Here is a 17347-nt window from a genome sequence, read left to right as displayed (position 1 = left end):
GCTTTTATAGATTCGTGTTTAATAACATTATCCTAAATACTCCATAAACGACGGGCAATCTTTTCTTCCCGCTGAAGAAAACACCGCCTATACTGCGCCGGTAGTTTATATGCAGTATCTCGTTTGGCGAGGCTCCTATACAAACACAGGTTACTGATCTGACGACATCGAGAGATGCCCAAGGTTAAGACAGGCTTTATCGGATTAAGGTTCAGCCCAAAGTAACTTCCGAGCAACAATTCGGATACGTTGTATAGTGCTAAAACCTGGACGCGGAGATAGGCAGTCTGCACTCCCTCTGTGGTTACGCCCCTATGCGATTCGCTGTTGAAGTTCAAAACAGAAATAGGGACTGACAATGATCAAGTCACATCAACATTATTCTTCTCCGGCGCTGAGCGCGACTGAAACTCTCGACGAGACATCGGTCGCCGGCTATATGAACGCCGATTTTATTACTGTTCCCGCGACGATGACGGTCAATCATGCCCGGGAATATTTACTTTCACAGCTTAAAACGGACGAAATTCCCACCCGGGTATTTATTACCGCGGACGATTATCATCTGCGCGGCACGCTGTCGGTGAAAAAACTGCTGCAGTGCGACGAGCAGGATAAAGCGGTCGGCGTGATGATGGATCACAGCTATTTCCAGGTTTCACCCGACGACGATCGCAACGACGTGGCGCATCTGCTCGGCAAGGGCGGCCTGGACGTGGTGCCGGTCGTGGCGAACAACACGCTGGTCGGCGTACTGGGTGAGCGCGAGATTGCCCGGCTGGTCGAGGATGAAAATACCGAAGACGCGCAGCGCCAGGGCGCGAGCCTGCCGCTGGACAAGCCTTATCTGGAGACCAGCCCGTGGGCGCTGTGGCGTAAACGTTCGGTGTGGCTGCTGATGCTGTTCGTCGCCGAAGCCTATACCGGCAACGTGCTGAAGGCATTCGAAGAACAGCTCGAAGCGGCGATTGCGCTGGCGTTCTTCATCCCGCTGCTGATCGGCACCGGCGGCAACAGCGGCACCCAGATCACCTCGACGCTGGTGCGTGCCATGGCGCTGGGCGAGGTCAGCCTGCGCAATCTGGGCGCGGTGATCCGCAAAGAGGTCACGACCTCGCTGCTGATCGCCGTCACCATTGGCCTGGCGGCCTGGGTGCGCGCCTGGATCATGGGCGTCGGCATGGAGGTGACGTTGGTGGTCAGCCTGTCGCTGGTGGCGATCACCGTGTGGAGCGCCATTGTTTCGTCGATCATTCCAATGCTGCTGAAACGGCTCGGCATCGATCCGGCGGTGGTATCGGCGCCGTTTATCGCCACCTTTATCGACGGCACCGGCCTGATTATTTATTTCAAAATCGCCCAGCACGTTTTGGGGATTTAAACGGTTCCCGCACTAAACAGGGCGGGAATGTGACAAAAAAGAGGAGGGCGTTAAAAAGCCATGGATACCGACCAACCCCGATATTTAACGCAAGGGGCTTTTATCGATAACATTTAACCTGAGGACAAAATAATGGGAAACATGACTATTTTTATGGGATTCCTGGCAATGATCAGCTCGCTGGGCCTGTTGGCAGCCTATATGAGCACCAAATGGGATGATTGATGAACGCTAAAGATCCGCCTAGATGCATCCTCCCCGTAGCCGCTATTTATTATGGGGAGGATTTAGTGGCGCGCTGAACGCGCGGCCTGATACGGGAGTTGATAATAATGACGATTCTTATTTTGGGATTGCTCTACGCCATTTTAATGATCTCGGTGGGCGTTAATGAGATTTATTTTTATTCCACCGGAAAATCCAATTTTCTTACTAGCCTCATGCTGACATTCTCTGGCAGTATGCTGCTGATCGCCTTTGTCTGGCAATTATCCGCTAAAGTAAAAAAATAAATCACCGTTCGAATGTGAGCAGCATCATGCAAAATGAAAAACAGGCCGTGGCCAGAAACTCGATGATTGCCAGCGGGTTGCTGGCTACGGGCAAGTTCGTCGCCGGCATTTTTACCGGCAGTATTGGCCTGATATCCGAAGGGATCCACTCTTTTACCGATTTTATCGCCACCAGCATCACCTGGCTGGCGGTGCGCATCAGCGATAAACCCGCCGATGACGATCACCACTTCGGCCACGGCAAGGTGGAAAACCTGGCGGCGCTGTTCGAGGTGCTGCTGTTGTTGGGCGCCGCCGGCTGGATTGTCTATGAGGCCGGCAGCAGCCTGCTCGGGCAACCGCATGAGATCGTCGCGGCGCCGGTGGTGATTGCGGTGCTGTTGATTTCCATCTGCGTCGATTTCTTCCGCGTGCGGGCGCTCAACCGCGTCGCCAAAGCGACCGACAGCGCGGCGCTGGAAGCGGATGCGTTGCATTTCTTCTCCGATATGCTTTCGTCCGGCGTGGTGCTGCTGGGTATGGTGTTTGTGCTGCTGGGCTTTGGCCGCGCGGACGCCATTGCCGCGCTGATCGTCGCCGGCTTTATCTTCGTCGCCGCGATCAAACTGGGTAAACGCTCCTTCGACTCGCTGATGGATGCCGCGCCCGCCGGGGCTACCGAGGCGATCCGCGCCACGCTGGCGCGTTTTCCGGCGGTGCTGGCCTGCGACAGCGTGCGCATTCGCAACGCCGGCGCGGTGCTGTTCGTCGAAATCACGGTGGCGGTGTGCCGCACCTTGCCCCTGGAACGCATCGACGCGCTGAAGCGAGAGATCGTCGAGCAACTGCGGGAGCTGTACGCCAGGGCGGAATTCACCGTCATCGCGGTGCCGCAGACCCGCAGCGATGAAGACATGGCGACACGCATTCGGGCGATCGCCGCCAACCACGGCGCGCAGGTGCAGAATGTGACCTTGCAGCAGCTGCCGACGCGCATGGCGATCGGCATGGATTTGGCGGTGCCGGCCAACGCCAGCGTGGCGCAGGCGCATGACATCGCCACGGAGATAGAAGGGATCTTGCGCCAGGCGATCGGTGAAGACACCGAGATAGAGACGCACCTGGAACCGCAGACGCCGCATTGGCTGACCAGCGAGGATGTCGATGCGCCGGAGCTGGCCGATATTCGTCGCATCCTGCAGTCGGCGCTGGAGCAGGGGGAGAGCGTGCAAGACGTACACAACGTCCGCGCGCGCAAGAGCGACGGCGGCATCATCGTCAACTTCCACTGCCGGGTGTCGCCGGCGGTCACCATCGCCGCCGCGCACGATGCGGTCGATCGGGTCGAGCGCCGGCTGCGCTCGCTTTATCCGGCCATCACGCGCGCGATAGGGCACGTCGAGCCGATCAAGCCCGGCATTTGAATCAGCTCGGCCAACTGTGGATAGAGCGCCGCGTTGGCCAGCAGCAGCGGGTTGCCGCGTCGCAGCCCGTCGTTGTGCATAAAGTCATTCGCCACGCCGCCGGCTTCGAGCGTCAGCACCCACCCGGGCAGGCTGTCCCAGGCATTCATGTGCGGTTCGTAATAGCCCAGCAGCCGACCGGCGGCCACCTGGGCGGTCATCAACGCGCCGGAGCCGCTGCGCACAAACATCCCTCCAGCCTGCAGCAGGCGACAGAGAAAGCCGCTGAATTCCGTAGCCGAAGCGCGCGGGGAAATCCCGACGCCCATCACGCCATCCGCGACGCTGCGCCCGGCATGCACGCCGATCGGTTCCCCGTTGAGGAAGGCGCCACCGCCACGGCAGGCGCGGAACATCTCGCGGTGATTGGGATCGTAGATCACGCCGATCGTCGGCTCGCCGTCGATCACCACGCCTATCGCGATACACCAGGTATGCAATCCGTTCAGGAAGCAGGCGGTGCCGTCAATCGGATCGACGACCCAAACGCAGGCGGCGTTTTCGCCGGTGCTGCCGCTTTCCTCGCCGAGAAACCCATCCTGGGGGAAGCGGCGGCTGATCATGCGGCGGATCAGTGCCTCGACGCGGCGATCGGCCTCGCTGACCACGTCCTGCAGCCCCTGTTTGAAGTCGACCGCCAGGCTTTGCCGCCGTTGATAAAAGCTGAAGGCGAGATCGGCGGCGGCGCGGGCGATCTCACGCGCAAAGCGGTAGCGCGCCTCGATGTCCCGTGGGGAAAGTGAAGTCATGGCAGGCTCGATAGCAAAGAACGAATCGGTTTACCCTGCCATAAAAGGATGAAGGTAATGTGTCGCTCAGCGCGGCGGGGATGAAAAACGCAGCTGTATCAAGGCATCGGGGGCCGAAAGCGGTTCGGTCGTGGCCCCGGCCGGTATTACCGCGCGCCAAAATGCCAGCCCGCGCGGATTATCCGGGCTGACCGACAGCGACCAACTGCCGGGGTGCTGCGCGAACAAGGCGTGGGCGGCCCGTTGCCCCAGCCCGGTGCGCCGCCATTCGGGCTTGATGTAGAACTCCGCCATTTCGACGGTGGCGCTGTCCAGGCGCCGGACCAAAGCGAAACCGGCCGTTTGCCGATCGCTCAAAATCAAATAGGGGTAGCGGCCGGCCTCGCGCCAGTAGAGTGGCAAATAGGGGTAATCGCCATCGGCGACCAGCTCGTGAAGGCAATCGGACAGCATGACCGCCAGCAGCGGCCGCTGCGCGAGCGAGGCTTGCTCCAGGGAAAATGTCATGTTGCACTCCGTCAAAAAACAGGCCGCCGTTCGGCGGCCTGTGGGGTTAGCCCAGATTCAACCGGGCGGTGATGTCGGCAATCTCGCGGCGCCAACGCGCCTGAAGCGCCGGTTTCTGGTGCTTCGGCTTGCGCGCCAGGTCGTCCTCCAGTTTGCTTTCGAGGGCAAACAGGGCGGTCAACAGCGCTTCTTCGCTTTCCGGTCGCTCATGTGGCGTTGGGGCGTTTGCGTTGGCCTTGCCCGTCGCCGGCAACGTCGGCGCTTCACCCGCCAGGCGCTGATACACTGGCGCCAGATCGTGCCACTCCTCCAGTTTTTGCTGGTCGATCAGCCAAAAGCGGTTGCAGCTCTGTTCGATCAGCATCCGGTCGTGGGTGACCAACATGACGGCGCCGGCGAACTGGCGCAGCGTTTCCGCCAGCTCTTCTTTGCCCGCCATGTCCAGGTGGTTGGTGGGCTCGTCCAGCAGCAACAACGAATGGTTGGCCAGCGTAAGGCCGACGAACAGCAACCGTGAACGCTCGCCGCCGCTCAGCGAACGGATCTGCTGATGGTGGCGCAGGTAAGGGAAACCGGCGCCGATCAGCGCCATTTTCCGCTGTTCCTCGGTCAGCGGCGCAAACTGCGCCAGCGCTTCGCTCAACGTGTCCTCATCGTGCAGCTGTTGCAGGCTCTGATCGTAATAGCCGATGCGCACGCGCGGATGGAAGATCGCCGGGCGTTCCGAGGGAAGCGGATACGCCTGCCACAGCAAGCGCAGCAGCGACGATTTGCCACAGCCGTTGCGCCCGACGATGGCGATGCGATCGCCGCTTTTGACGCGCAGATGTTCCAGGCTGAACAGCACCGGCGCATCCGGCGCCGGGCGCACGGCCCATTGCGGCAGCGCCAGCAGGCGATCGGCGTCCAGCGCCTCTCCCTGCAGCCGCAGCCGCCACGGGCTGCCGGCGGTCAGGGTGGTCTGTTCGTCTTTCAACCGATCGACGCGCTTTTCCATTTGCTTGGCTTTGCGCGCCAGATCTTCGTTGTCGTAGACCTTGCCCCAGGTTGCCAGGCGTTTGGCGCTTTTTTCCACCCGATCGATCTCTTTTTGCTCGGCCTGGCGACGGTGCTCGTCCGCAGCGTCCTGTTCCGCCAGTGCGGCGCGCGCAGCGGAACAGGGCAAACGGAAGAACTGCAGCGTTTTGTCGCGCAGGATCCAGGTGCAGTTGGTCACCTGATCGAGCAGATAGCGATCGTGCGACACCAGCACGAAGCTGCCGCTCCAGCTGCGCAAGAACTGCTCCAGCCACAGCAGCGTGGGTAGATCCAGGTGGTTGCTGGGCTCGTCGAGCAGCAGCAGATCGGGCTGACGGATCAGCGCGCGCGCCAGCAGCAGGCGGGTGTGCTGGCCGCCGCTGAGGGTGCCGGCGGTCAACGTCCAGCTCACTGGTTCAAATCCCAGTTCGGCAAGCAGCGCTTCACAGCGCCAGCGTTCGCTGAGGTGTTGGCCCGCGGGCAACTGCGCCAGTACCGCATCCAGCAGGGTGCTGGCGTGCAGCTCAGGCGGCAGGTGTTGTTCGATGCGCGCCATCAGGCATTGGTGTGACAATGTCACCGTTCCGCTGTGGATGGGCAGGGCGCCGCTGAGCAATTGCAGCAGGGTGCTTTTGCCACAGCCGTTGTCGCCGATCAAACCGATGCGATCGCCTTTTTTCAGGCTGAAGGAAATCTCGCTCAGCAGGGTGCCGAACGCGTTGTCGTAACCGACAGATTGTGCAGACAGTAGTGTGCTCATTGCTTACTCAAGAGTTACAGGCATGACAATGCCTATCGTCAAACATCGCTGACGACAACCCGGTAAGCCGGAGGGAAGATCCTGGATTTTAGTAAGCTTCGCTCAAGCTGGGTTATCGCAGCACGATACCGGTAATGCTTGAGCGGCGACGATTACCAAAGAAGTGTGAGTGAAAAAACAATTCACACGTCAGCATAGTCAGTCTCCTTTTATTGGTTGCAGGTTAATCGGTGGCAGGAGTATAGAGCGCTTTGCGCCGCGCCGCCAGTGTAAAAGCGCCTGAATAATCAGCAAGCTAAGTACGACGGGGGCGCGTGGCACACAATGGGAATAATTACTGTATTTCGGCCGACATTAAGCAGCTATTATAATTAGCGTTTATGGTTAAGCGACGGTTCATCCGCCGCCTGTTCGTCTGTCTATCAGATAATGATGCTGAGCACTGAATTTATGTTAAAGCCTCGCCCGTTCCTGCTGTTGTTGTTATTGCTGTTGGGTTTGCAATTGACGCCGCTCGCCGCCGTCGCCGCCACCCAGGATGATCCCGCTGCCGAAAGCGCGCCCGATCCCGCCACGCAGCTGAAAGCCGCGCAAAAGCAGTTGGACAGCATGAAGCAGCTGGTTTCCAAAGCGACCACCGATACCCAGCTCAGCAAATTGCGGCTGGCGACCGACGATCTGGTCGCCGGCATGGAAAAGCTCGCCACCGATCTGCAGCCCGAGCAGGACAAACTGAAAGCGCAGCTGGACGTCCTGGGGCCGGCCCCGGCGGCCGGCGCGCTGCCGGAAACCCCGGCGGTAGCCCAGCAGCGCAACGCGCTGAACAACAGCAAGAAACAGCTGGACGATGCGGTAAAACGCGCGCAGGCCATCAAGACCAGCGCTTTCGATCTGGGGCAACAGATCGGCGATCTGCGCCGGGTGGCCTTTAAAACCCAGTTGGCGCTGAATACCGGCAGCATTTTGGGCATCAAATTCTGGGCGCCGGTGCTGCAGCCGTCCGAGAATGACGTGCAGCGGTTGGATCAGTTCAACGCCGAGATGAAAGCGGCCTGGGATGCCAGTTGGCAGGAGGAGTGGCGTTACGGCACGCTGGCGCTGTTGGCGCTGGCGGTGATTGTCTGGTCCTGGGGGCGCTATTTCTCCGAGCGTTTCCTCGCCTGGGTCAGCATCCGTTTCCTGCCGGACGGTCGTCTGCGCCGCAGCTTTATGGCGCTCGTCACCGTGGTGGTGACGGTGATCACCACCTCTATTGCGCTGAACCTGCTGTATTACGTCTTTGTTCGCGTGCAGCCGCTGCCGGTGATGCTGGAAGACTTCGCCGAAGGCTTCAACCGTCTGGGGATTTTCTGCGCGCTGATCGCCGGGCTGGGGCGTGCGGCGCTGTCGCTGAATCGCCCGTCGTGGCGTTTGGCTTCGCTGGACAATGAGGTGGCCGCCGGGCTGCGTTACTTCTCGCCGCTGCTGGCCGGCCTGGCGATGGCGTTCGGCACCGTGGAGCTGATCAACAACGTCGTCAGCGCCTCATTGGCCACCACCATCTTCGGCAACGGCCTGGTGGCGGGGCTGATCGGCATGGTGTTGCTGGCGGCGCCGCTGCGCGGCCAGCGCATTCGTCGCCGGCTGGAACAGCAGGGCGCGCACCTGGAAAAACGCACGCTGGTCGGCGGGCTGGTGCACATCGTCACCCTGGTCTGTTCGGTGGTGATCCTGCTTTCTCTGCTCATCGGCTATATCGCTTTCGCCCGCTTCCTGACCTACCAGCTGATCTGGGTGGTGCTGGTGCTGATGGCGTTCTATTTTATGGTGCTGTTCGCCACCGATTTGTGCGCCGCGCTGTTTTCGCCGCAGACCGTCAGTGGCAAGATGCTGAAGAAAACGCTCAGCTTCAAGGATCGCCATCTGGAGCAGATGGCGATCATCACCACCGCGCTGGCCAAATGTTCGCTGCTGCTGTTGATGATCGTCGCGTTGTTCAACGGCTCATTCGGCAGCACCACGCCGGGCTCGCTGATGGAGAAAATCGTCTCCATCCTGACCGGTGAAGGGCTGCAGCGTTTCAACATCGTGCCCGGTAACCTGCTCAACGCCGTGATCTGCCTGGCGATCGGCATCTATATTTTGCGCGCGGTGCGGCGCTGGCTGGGTTCTGAACTGCTGCCGAAAACCATCTCGGACGTCGGCATCCGCGCCTCGCTGGTGACGCTGTTCAGCAATATCGGCTATGTGCTGGTGATTCTGATCACCCTGGCGGCGCTGGGCATCCAGTGGAGCAACCTGGCGTGGATCGTCAGCGCCCTGTCGGTCGGTATCGGTTTCGGTTTGCAGGAGATCGTGAAGAACTTTATTTCCGGCCTGATCCTGCTGACCGAACGCCCGGTGAAGGTAGGGGATATGATCGGCATCGGCGGCGTGGAAGGCGACGTGCGGCGCATCAACGTGCGCGCCACCGAAATCCAGCTCAGCGACCGTTCCACCATGATCGTACCGAACTCGCAGCTGATCTCGCAGAACGTGCGCAACGCCACCATGGGCAACGCGCAAGGGGTAGTGACCATCGCGCTGACGTTCCCGACCTCTATCGATCCGGAGCAGGTGCGCAATATCTTGCTCAGCGCCTATAACGACTACGAAACCATTCTGGAAACGCCGGCGCCTTACGTGCGCTTTAGCCAGCTGGGGCCGGACGGCATTATCCTGAGCGTGACCGGCTACGTGCCGAGCCCGCGCATGGTCGGCGCCACCAAGAGCGAACTGCTGTTCAATATCCTCAAGCTGCTGCGCGCGCAGGAAGTGAGCCTGTCCAGCCCGCAGGAAGTGGTGTTTATGAAACAGCAGGCGACGCGATATCAGGCCAACGAAGAGGAACACTCCTCCTAGTCCTTCCTAAGGCGGCGGGCCATTAAGCGAAGGCCCGCCGAACGCGGCTAGTACATCGACGGCTCCACCGATTGCGAGCAGTCGCTGTTGGCGCTGGATTTGGTGCAGGTATAAGGCTCATTCGGCGATGCCGACGGCGCATTCGACGGGCCGCCGCCACCGCCGATACACCCACTCAGCATCAGCATCAAAAACACGAGAAGTAGTTTCTTCATCTCACCGTCCTCCATAGCAATTCCTTCTTTAAGTATATGTCGGGAAAGCGAACGGCACCGCTCGCCGGTGCTATCTATACTCCTTTGATACCGTTTCGCCGCACCGCGCCGGCGAACGAGGGGGGAAAGATGCAAACCGACGACGATTTGACCCACTTTGCTGCGCAGGGCGCGCCGCCGTTACCGCCCACTTCCTGGCAAGGATTTGTCGAACATGACGGCGCGCGCATCGGGTATGCCGCCTATGGCGCGGCTCCTACGGTGATCCTGCTGCACGGCGGCCTGGGCCACAGCGGCAACTGGGGGCATCAGCTGCCGACGCTGCTGGCCGCCGGGTATAGCGTGCTGGTCATCGACAGCCGCGGGCACGGGCGCAGCACGCGCGACGCCCGGCCTTACCGTTACGATCGCATGGCCGATGATCTGTTGGCGGTGATGGACGCGTTGCGGATCCCGCACGCCGCGCTGGCGGGCTGGAGCGACGGTGCCTGTGTCGCGCTTATCGTCGCCCATCGGGCGCCGCAGCGGGTGGACAGCGTCTTTTTCTTCGGCTGCAATATGGATCCCAGCGGCGTTAAACCGCCGGCCGCCAACCCGATCGTCGAGCGCTGCTTCGCGCGCCACGTGCAGGACTATGCCGCCTTGTCGCCGACGCCGGAGGAATTCGATGAATTCGTCGCTGCCGTGAGTCTGATGATGAGCAGCCAGCCAAACTACACCGCGCAGGCATTGGGGACCATACGCGTGCCGGTGACGGTCGTTCACAGCGAACACGATGAGTTTATCCGCGCCGAGCATGCTGCCTACCTGAGCGACAGCATCCCCGGCGCCCGTCTGGTGACGCTGCCGGGCGTCAGCCACTTCGCGCCGCTGCAGCGGCCGGCGGTGTTCAACCGCGTGCTGCTGGATTTTCTCGCCGATGTGATGCCGCCGCCTGCGCGTTGACGTGCGCTGTTCTATGCTGGAGGCGGGGCATTTTGACACCATCGAGAGGACATCATGAGCGAAAGCATCGTGGTCAGGCCGCTGGAAGCGCGGGATTACGCCGTCTGGCTGGCGCTGTGGCGAGGGTATAACGCATTTTACGGCCGTGAGGGAGCAACGGCGCTGCCGGACGAGGTGACGCAGACCACCTGGCGGCGTTTTTTCGACGCCTACGAACCGATGTTTGCGCTGGTCGCGGAGCATCAGGGTCAGGTGGTCGGGTTGACGCACTATCTCCTGCACCGCAGTACCACCCAACTGCAGCCTAACTGTTATCTGCAGGATCTGTTCACTGCGGAGACGGTGCGCGGCAAAGGCGTAGCACGGGCGCTGATCGCGGCGGTCTACGAGCGTGCGCAGCAGCTGGGGTTGCCGCGCGTTTATTGGAATACCCACGAAACCAACCAGACCGCCATGCGGCTGTACGACAAGGTGGCGGAGCGCCCCGGTTTTGTGATGTACCGCAAGGCGCTTTGACGTGGGGTGAAAAAATCTCCGCTCATTGCCCAATCTTATTTTATTTTTTATGAAAAAGGCGGCGATTTTTGCCGGTAACAGGCCGGCTGGGGCGCGGAATGCTCAGAGTGGCGCGGCCGCTTCAGCAGTTTCTGCGCCAGACGAGTAACTGCTATCAATACATTGATACACAAATGTATTTTCCCTTAATGAATAAACAGGTGCTCGGGCCGCCAAAACTGGCAATAATAGGCGGGTCGGCCGCTTATCTTCTCCTCATCGTCGACGGTTGTGACACGAACAAATTGTCACCTTACGCAGCAGAAGTCTCTGGATCCAAGATGCAAACCACCTCGTTGTCCGATACCCGGAAAATCTGGCCCGCACTCACCGTCTTTTTATTGGTGTTCGCAGTTTGCCTGTTGGGCATCGTCAGCCGTCCCGTCGGATTTTTGGCGGTATTCTGGCCGGTCAACGCCGTATTGCTGGCGGTTCTGGTGCGCCGTCCGCAGTGGGCCACGCGCGCCGGCTGGGGCATGGCGGTGCTGGGGTATCTGGCGGCGGATCTGCTGACCGGCAGTTCGCTGCAAAAAGCGTTGCTGCTGAACGCCGCCAATCTGACCGGCGTGGTGGTGGGGCATCTGCTGTTCATGCGGCTGTCGCCATCGGCGCGCACGCTGCAGCGTGGCGCCTCCAGCATGTACCTGTTCGGTATCTGCCTGGCTGCCGCCGCCGCGACCGGCGTGGTGGGCGCGGCGGCCTCGCAGTGGCTGTTCGGCAGGCCCTATTTGACCTCGCTGGCGCTGTGGTTCTCGTCCGAATTTACCAACTACGTCACGCTGATGCCGTTCATTCTGGCGTTTCCCGCCGATTGGCGGCATCGCCTGCGCGCGACCTGCGCCATGCTGATGCAGCGCAGCCAATGGCCGCATGCGGGGGGGAAACTGGCAGTGTTGGCGCTGCTGGCGCTGGCGGCGGTCTGCAGCGTGCTGATCGGCGGCCCCGGCGCAGTGATCTTTCCAATGCCGGTGCTGCTGTGGCTGGCGATGTCCTTTTCGCTGTTCAGCACCATGATCGCGGTGCTGGTTTATGTGCTGTGGTGCCATCTGGCGATCGATTTCGGGTTGCTTAGCACGACGCTCGACATGAAGGTGCTGCAGAACACGGTATCGATGCGCCTGGGCATCGCGCTGCTGGCGCTAGGGCCGATCGCCGTCGCCAGCATGAACTATGCGCGCAATGCGCTGCTGCGCACGCTGGAGCACGTGGCGAATCACGATGCGCTGACCCACGTGCTGACGCGCAATGCGTTTATGCAGCGCGGCGAGCGGGTGATTGATCAAAAGGGTGAGCTGGTGTGCGTCATGATGCTCGATATCGACTATTTCAAATCGATTAATGACCGTTTCGGCCACGACGGTGGCGATCAGGCGCTGATGGCCTTTACCCGCGCCATCGCCGCCGATCTGAGCGTCGATGACCTGTTCGGCCGCATGGGTGGGGAAGAGTTTGCCATCGTCTCGACGCTCGGCCAGCCGCAACAGGGGTTGCTGCTGGCTGAACGGCTGCGGCAACGCATTGAGACGGAATCGATCACCATGCCGGCCGGCCATCCGCTGCAGATCACCGTCAGCATCGGCATGGTGACCTGTCTGGGCGGTTCCGGCCACAGCCTGACCGACCTGCTCAAACTGGCGGATCTGGCGGTATACAAAGCGAAAAACGCCGGCCGTAACCGGGTTGCCACGCCGGAATCTTACCTGCCGAACGATCCTGACCGCTGAACTTCCGATCCGGGCCGCGCGCCTGCCGTCTAAACTGGTAGGGGAGCGCGGGCAACGTTGCCCGCGCTGAACCGACTGTCCTTAATCAGACAAGAGGATACCAGAATGAAATACGTAGACGGGTTTGTGGTGGCGGTGCCGGCCGCCAACAAGGAGGCTTATCACCGGCTGGCGGCTGCAGCGGCGCCGCTGTTCAAAGAGTTTGGCGCCACGCGCATCGTAGAGTGTTGGGGCGATGACGTGCCCGACGGCAAACTTACCGACTTTCGCGGCGCGGTGAAGGCGCAGGAGGGCGAAGTGGTGGTGTTCAGCTGGATAGAGTATCCCTCCAAGGCGGTGCGCGACGCCGCCAACGAGAAAATGATGAACGATCCGCGCATGAAGGCGCTGGGCGAGATGCCGTTTGACGGCAAACGCATGATCTTCGGCGGGTTCGCGCCGATCCTCGATGCGTAAAGGAGGCGCAGATGGCCAGAATTACGCAACATCTGTGGTTCGAAAAAGACATGGAAGCGGCGCTGAATTGCTATGTCGCGCTGATCCCCGGTTCGTCTGTGAACTGGTTTTCCGATCTGCCGGCGGATACGCCGAGCGGCCCGGCCGGCAGCGTGAAGCTGGCTTCCTTCACCCTGGGCGACCAGCGCTATGCGGCGATCGAAGCCGGGCCGTTGGATCCGTTCAATCACAGCTTCTCCGTGATGGTGGAATGCGACGATCAGGCGGAGGTCGACCGGCTGTGGGACGCGTTGAGCGAGGGCGGTGAGGCGGAGCAGTGCGGCTGGCTGCGCGATCGTTGGGGGCTGTGCTGGCAGATCGTGCCGCGGCGCCTGACCGAGTTGATGAACGATCCCGACGCCGCCCGCGTGCGGCGGGTCACGGAAGCGATGCTGCTGATGGGCAAAATCGACATCGCCGGCCTGGAAGCGGCGGCGCGGGGCTAGCGGAAAGAGAACGAGGAAGAGAAAGGATGCATCGAGAGCGGCACAGTATTGAACGCATCGGCTGGCTGCGGGCGGCGGTGCTCGGCGCCAATGACGGCATCGTCTCAACGGTCAGCCTGCTGCTTGGCGTGGCGGCGGCCAGCGCCTCGCATTCCGCGCTGATGATCGCCGGCGTCGCCGGGTGGGTGGCGGGCGCGATGTCGATGGCCACCGGCGAGTACGTGTCGGTGTCGTCGCAGGCGGACACCGAAAAGGCCGCGCTGGCGGAGGAACAGGCGGAGCTGCTCGAAGACTATCCGGGGGAGTTCCGCGAACTGACGTCTATCTACGTGCATCGCGGGCTGGACCCGGTGCTGGCCCGGCAGGTGGCGGAAAAGCTGATGGCGCATGATGCGCTGGAGGCCCACGCGCGCGACGAACTGGGCATTTCCGCCGCCACGCGCGCCCGGCCGCTGCAAGCCGCGTTGGCATCGGCCCTCAGTTTCTCTCTCGGCGCGCTGTTGCCGCTGCTGGTGGCGCTGTGGGTGCCGGTTGCCTGGACACGGCCGGCGCTGGTGGCATCGGCGCTGATGTCCCTCGGCATTCTCGGCGGCATCGCCGCGAAAACCGGCGGTGCGCCGATCTTGCCGGGCGTGGCGCGTATCCTGATCTGGAGCGCCCTGGCGATGGCGGTCTCCTCCGGCGTCGGCATGCTGTTTGGCGTCGCGGCCGGGTAGCGCCGCGTTTGCATTAATCTGGTGCACCTCAAGCTCAGTATTTATCATTTGTCAGCCGCCGGCGTTCACGGCATGGTGACGGCAACGCCAAATCAGTCAGGGACTCTTATGCAAAAATCACAGATTCAACCGTGGATTGCGCAGCATCCGCTGTTGCAACGAATGGTCGCCCTCGAGCCGATCACCTGGTTCAATCCGCGTGCGACAACGCTGGCCGCAGGCTTGCCCCATGTTGGCCTGACCGCCGCCGACGTCGCCGAAGCGGAGCAGCGCCTGGTGCGCTTCGCGCCTTATCTCGCCGCGGCCTTCCCCGAAACCCAGCCCACTGGGGGGATCATCGAATCGGAGCTGGTGGCGATCCCCGCCATGCAGCAGGCGTTGGATCGGCGCTATGGGCAGACGTTGGGCGGGCGCCTGCTATTGAAAAAGGACAGCCATCTGCCGATCTCCGGCTCAATCAAGGCGCGCGGCGGCATCTACGAGGTGCTGACGCACGCGGAGACGCTGGCGCTGGAGGCGGGGCTGCTGCAGACCGGCGACGACTACGCCCGGCTGTTTTCCGACGAGTTTCGTCAGTTCTTCCGCCAGTACCGCATCGCCGTCGGCTCGACCGGCAACCTGGGGCTCTCGATCGGCATCATCAGCGCGCGGTTGGGGTTTGACGTCAGCGTGCACATGTCGGCGGATGCGCGGGCGTGGAAAAAGCAAAAGCTGCGCGATAACGGCGTAACGGTGGTGGAGTACGCCGAAGATTACGGCGTGGCGGTCGAGCAGGGGCGCAAACAGGCGGCGAACGATCCGCGCTGTTTCTTTATCGACGATGAAAACTCGCAAACCCTGTTCCTCGGCTACGCGGTGGCCGGCGGCCGCCTGAAGCGGCAGTTCGCCGAACAGGGCATCGTGGTGGACGCGCAGCATCCGCTGTTCGTGTATCTGCCGTGCGGCGTTGGCGGCGGGCCGGGCGGCGTGGCGTTTGGCCTCAAGCTGGCGTTCGGCGATCACGTTCACTGCATTTTCGCCGAGCCGACCCATTCGCCCTGCATGCTGCTCGGGGTTTACAGCGGGCTGCATGACGGCATTGCGGTGCAGGATCTTGGCATCGACAACCGCACCGCGGCGGATGGGCTGGCGGTGGGGCGCGCCTCCGGCTTTGTCGGCCGGGCGATGGAGCGCCTGCTAAGCGCGTTCTATACCCTGAGCGACGAAGAAATGTTTGCGCTGCTCGGGTTGTTGGACAGGCACGAGCATCTCCAACTGGAGCCGTCCGCGCTGGCTGGTATGGCCGGGCCGTGGCGTGTTGCAGCCCATGCGAAGGCGCTCAGCGAGCAAGGCATCAGCGCCGAGAGTCTGGCGCAGGCGACGCATCTGGTGTGGGCGACCGGTGGCGGCATGGTGCCGCCGGCGGAAATGGCGAAGTATCTCGCCGCCGGGCAGACGGCGGAATAAGGCGCAGTAAAAAGGGGCGAAAATCGCCCCTGATTGCCTGTCGTGCGGTTACAGCTGTTCGCCGTTGCTGGCGATCACCCGGCGATACCAGTCGAAGCTCTTCTTGCGCGAACGCTCGAGCGTGCCGGTGCCGTCATCATGCTTGTCGACGTAGATGAAGCCGTAGCGTTTGCTGTACTCGCCGGTGGTGAATGACACGCAGTCGATGCAGCCCCACGGCGTATAGCCGATCAGGTCTACGCCGTCTTCAATCACCGCTTTTTTCATCTCTTCGATATGGGCGCGCAGATAGTCGATGCGGTAGTCATCGTTGATCCGGCCGTCCGCTTCCACCTTGTCGAAGGCGCCGAAGCCGTTCTCCACGATAAACAGCGGCTTCTGGTAGCGTTCATACAGCACGTTCAGCGAATAGCGCAGCCCGACCGGATCGATCTGCCAGCCCCAGTCGGAGGCCTTGACGTGCGGGTTCGGCACGTTGCCTGGGAAGCCGAACATGCCGTCGCTGCCGTCCACCGCGTTAGCCTGCAGGGCGTTGCTCATGTAATAGCTGAAGCCGATGTAGTCGGTGCAGCCTTCGCTCAGGATCTGCGCGTCCTGCGGCTGCATCTCGATTTTCAGCCCTTTGCGTTCCCAATCGCGCAGCAGGTAGCTTGGGTAGTAGCCGCGCATCTGCACGTCGGTGTAGAGATAGCGTTGGTGCATCGCCTCGACGGCGTACATCACGTCGTCCGGCTTGCAGGAATACGGGTAGAACGGCACGCAGGCCAGCATGCAGCCGATCTTGAATTCCGGATTGATCTGATGACCGAGTTTGACCACCTGCGCGCTGGCGACGAACTGGTGGTGCAACACCTGGTACAGCGCCTGTTCCGGGTTGTCTTCCTGGGTGTAATCCACGCCGGAACAGCAGTAGCCGAACAGTGGATAACGGTAGTTGCTCTGGTTGTTGATCTCGTTGAAGGTCATCCAGTACTTCACTTTTTCGCGGTAGCGGCCCATCACCACCTCGCTAAAGCGCACGAAGAACTCCACCACCCGGCGATTTTTCCAGCCGCCGTAGGCTTTCACCAAATGGTAAGGCATTTCGAAGTGGGACAGGGTGATCACCGGCTGGATGCCGTATTTCAGCAATTCGTCGAACAGATCGTCGTAAAACTGCAGGCCGGCCTCGTTCGGCGCCGCTTCGTCGCCGTTCGGGAAGATGCGCGTCCAGGCGATTGAGGTGCGGAAGCATTTGAAGCCCATCTCGGCGAACAGCGCCACGTCCTGCTTATAGCGGCCGTAGAAATCCACCGCTTCGTGGTTGGGGTAACGGTAGCCGTCGAGCACGCCGTCGGTCATCACGCGATCCACGCCGTGCGAGCCGCCGGACAGCACGTCGGCGATGCTGGGCCCTTTGCCGCCCCGATCCCAACCGCCTTCAACCTGGTGCGCGGCGACCGCGCCCCCCCACAGAAAATCCTTCGGCAACTGTTTCATCGTCAATGTCTCATCGGTTTATTTAATGAAGGGTAATAACGCTGCGTTGAGAATAGAGTAGCAAGACCGAAAGAAATG

General features: G+C 61.3%; 17 protein-coding genes and 1 riboswitch. Of the genes, 12 read left to right on the top strand and 5 right to left on the bottom strand.

The features are described from left to right. The first annotated feature begins 111 nt into the window (after positions 1-111). Positions 112-285: riboswitch (M-box (ykoK) riboswitch) on the top strand. Between the two features lie 73 nt (positions 286-358). From C9411_RS00815 to C9411_RS00805, 4 genes are all read left to right on the top strand, one after another. Next, positions 359-1381, top strand: a complete 1023-nt coding sequence (locus C9411_RS00815) for a magnesium transporter (RefSeq protein WP_063989935.1) — start codon at positions 359-361, stop codon at positions 1379-1381. Positions 1382-1513: 132 nt separating this feature from the next. Next, positions 1514-1606: a protein MgtS gene (gene mgtS, locus C9411_RS25455; RefSeq protein WP_004938109.1), complete on the top strand. Its 93-nt coding sequence runs from the start codon at positions 1514-1516 to the stop codon at positions 1604-1606. A gap of 107 nt (positions 1607-1713) precedes the next feature. Next, complete coding sequence (locus tag C9411_RS00810; RefSeq protein WP_025302915.1) at positions 1714-1893, top strand: hypothetical protein; 180 nt, start codon at positions 1714-1716, stop codon at positions 1891-1893. 26 nt (positions 1894-1919) lie between these two features. Next, positions 1920-3296, top strand: coding sequence for a cation diffusion facilitator family transporter (locus C9411_RS00805; protein WP_107226240.1), 1377 nt, complete (start codon positions 1920-1922; stop codon positions 3294-3296). Here the strand turns inward: C9411_RS00805 and C9411_RS00800 are convergent. The 3 genes from C9411_RS00800 to C9411_RS00790 form a co-directional block, all read right to left on the bottom strand. Next, complete coding sequence (locus C9411_RS00800) at positions 3239-4084, bottom strand: inositol monophosphatase family protein (protein WP_107226239.1); 846 nt, start codon at positions 4082-4084, stop codon at positions 3239-3241. The genes C9411_RS00805 and C9411_RS00800 overlap by 58 nt on opposite strands. 66 nt (positions 4085-4150) lie before the next feature. Further along, a complete protein-coding gene (locus tag C9411_RS00795) occupies positions 4151-4591 on the bottom strand; it encodes a GNAT family N-acetyltransferase (protein WP_107226238.1) in 441 nt (146 codons plus the stop codon). A 46-nt stretch (positions 4592-4637) separates the two neighbouring features. Further along, positions 4638-6368 (bottom strand): ABC-F family ATP-binding cassette domain-containing protein, encoded by a 1731-nt coding sequence (locus tag C9411_RS00790; protein ID WP_107226237.1) that lies wholly within the window; start codon positions 6366-6368, stop codon positions 4638-4640. A gap of 450 nt (positions 6369-6818) precedes the next feature. Between C9411_RS00790 and C9411_RS00785 the strand changes: the two genes are divergently transcribed. After that, on the top strand, positions 6819-9248 hold the full coding sequence (locus tag C9411_RS00785) for a DUF3772 domain-containing protein (protein ID WP_063990351.1): 2430 nt from the start codon (positions 6819-6821) through the stop codon (positions 9246-9248). A gap of 47 nt (positions 9249-9295) precedes the next feature. Here C9411_RS00785 and C9411_RS00780 read toward each other — a convergent pair whose 3' ends face one another. Next, entirely contained in the window at positions 9296-9463 is a 168-nt protein-coding gene (locus tag C9411_RS00780; protein ID WP_233221854.1) for a hypothetical protein, read from the bottom strand. Between the two features lie 129 nt (positions 9464-9592). Between C9411_RS00780 and C9411_RS00775 the strand changes: the two genes are divergently transcribed. The 7 genes from C9411_RS00775 (at position 9593) to C9411_RS00745 (ending at position 15790) form a co-directional block, all read left to right on the top strand. Continuing rightward, positions 9593-10408: an alpha/beta fold hydrolase gene (locus C9411_RS00775; RefSeq protein ID WP_107226236.1), complete on the top strand. Its 816-nt coding sequence runs from the start codon at positions 9593-9595 to the stop codon at positions 10406-10408. A 54-nt stretch (positions 10409-10462) separates the two neighbouring features. Further along, complete coding sequence (locus C9411_RS00770; protein ID WP_107226235.1) at positions 10463-10924, top strand: GNAT family N-acetyltransferase; 462 nt, start codon at positions 10463-10465, stop codon at positions 10922-10924. A 320-nt stretch (positions 10925-11244) separates the two neighbouring features. Further along, positions 11245-12687: a diguanylate cyclase gene (locus tag C9411_RS00765; RefSeq protein ID WP_063989927.1), complete on the top strand. Its 1443-nt coding sequence runs from the start codon at positions 11245-11247 to the stop codon at positions 12685-12687. Positions 12688-12792: 105 nt separating this feature from the next. Beyond that, positions 12793-13143, top strand: coding sequence for a DUF1428 domain-containing protein (locus tag C9411_RS00760; RefSeq protein ID WP_004938082.1), 351 nt, complete (start codon positions 12793-12795; stop codon positions 13141-13143). A gap of 11 nt (positions 13144-13154) precedes the next feature. Further along, positions 13155-13628 (top strand): VOC family protein, encoded by a 474-nt coding sequence (locus C9411_RS00755; protein WP_015377932.1) that lies wholly within the window; start codon positions 13155-13157, stop codon positions 13626-13628. 26 nt (positions 13629-13654) lie between these two features. Continuing rightward, positions 13655-14344 (top strand): VIT family protein, encoded by a 690-nt coding sequence (locus C9411_RS00750; protein ID WP_107226234.1) that lies wholly within the window; start codon positions 13655-13657, stop codon positions 14342-14344. Between the two features lie 108 nt (positions 14345-14452). Continuing rightward, a complete protein-coding gene (locus tag C9411_RS00745) occupies positions 14453-15790 on the top strand; it encodes a D-serine ammonia-lyase (protein WP_107226233.1) in 1338 nt (445 codons plus the stop codon). 48 nt (positions 15791-15838) lie between these two features. On the opposite strand, the gene C9411_RS00740 is transcribed toward C9411_RS00745, so the two are convergent. After that, positions 15839-17275 (bottom strand): 6-phospho-beta-glucosidase, encoded by a 1437-nt coding sequence (locus C9411_RS00740; RefSeq protein ID WP_107226232.1) that lies wholly within the window; start codon positions 17273-17275, stop codon positions 15839-15841. Positions 17276-17347: the final 72 nt, after the last annotated feature.

It is taken from the genome of Serratia sp. Nf2 (genome assembly GCF_003028435.1).
Lineage (GTDB): Bacteria > Pseudomonadota > Gammaproteobacteria > Enterobacterales > Enterobacteriaceae > Serratia > Serratia marcescens_L.
Note: the sequence above shows the minus strand (reverse complement) of the source record. Positions and strands in the feature narration are given on the sequence as shown.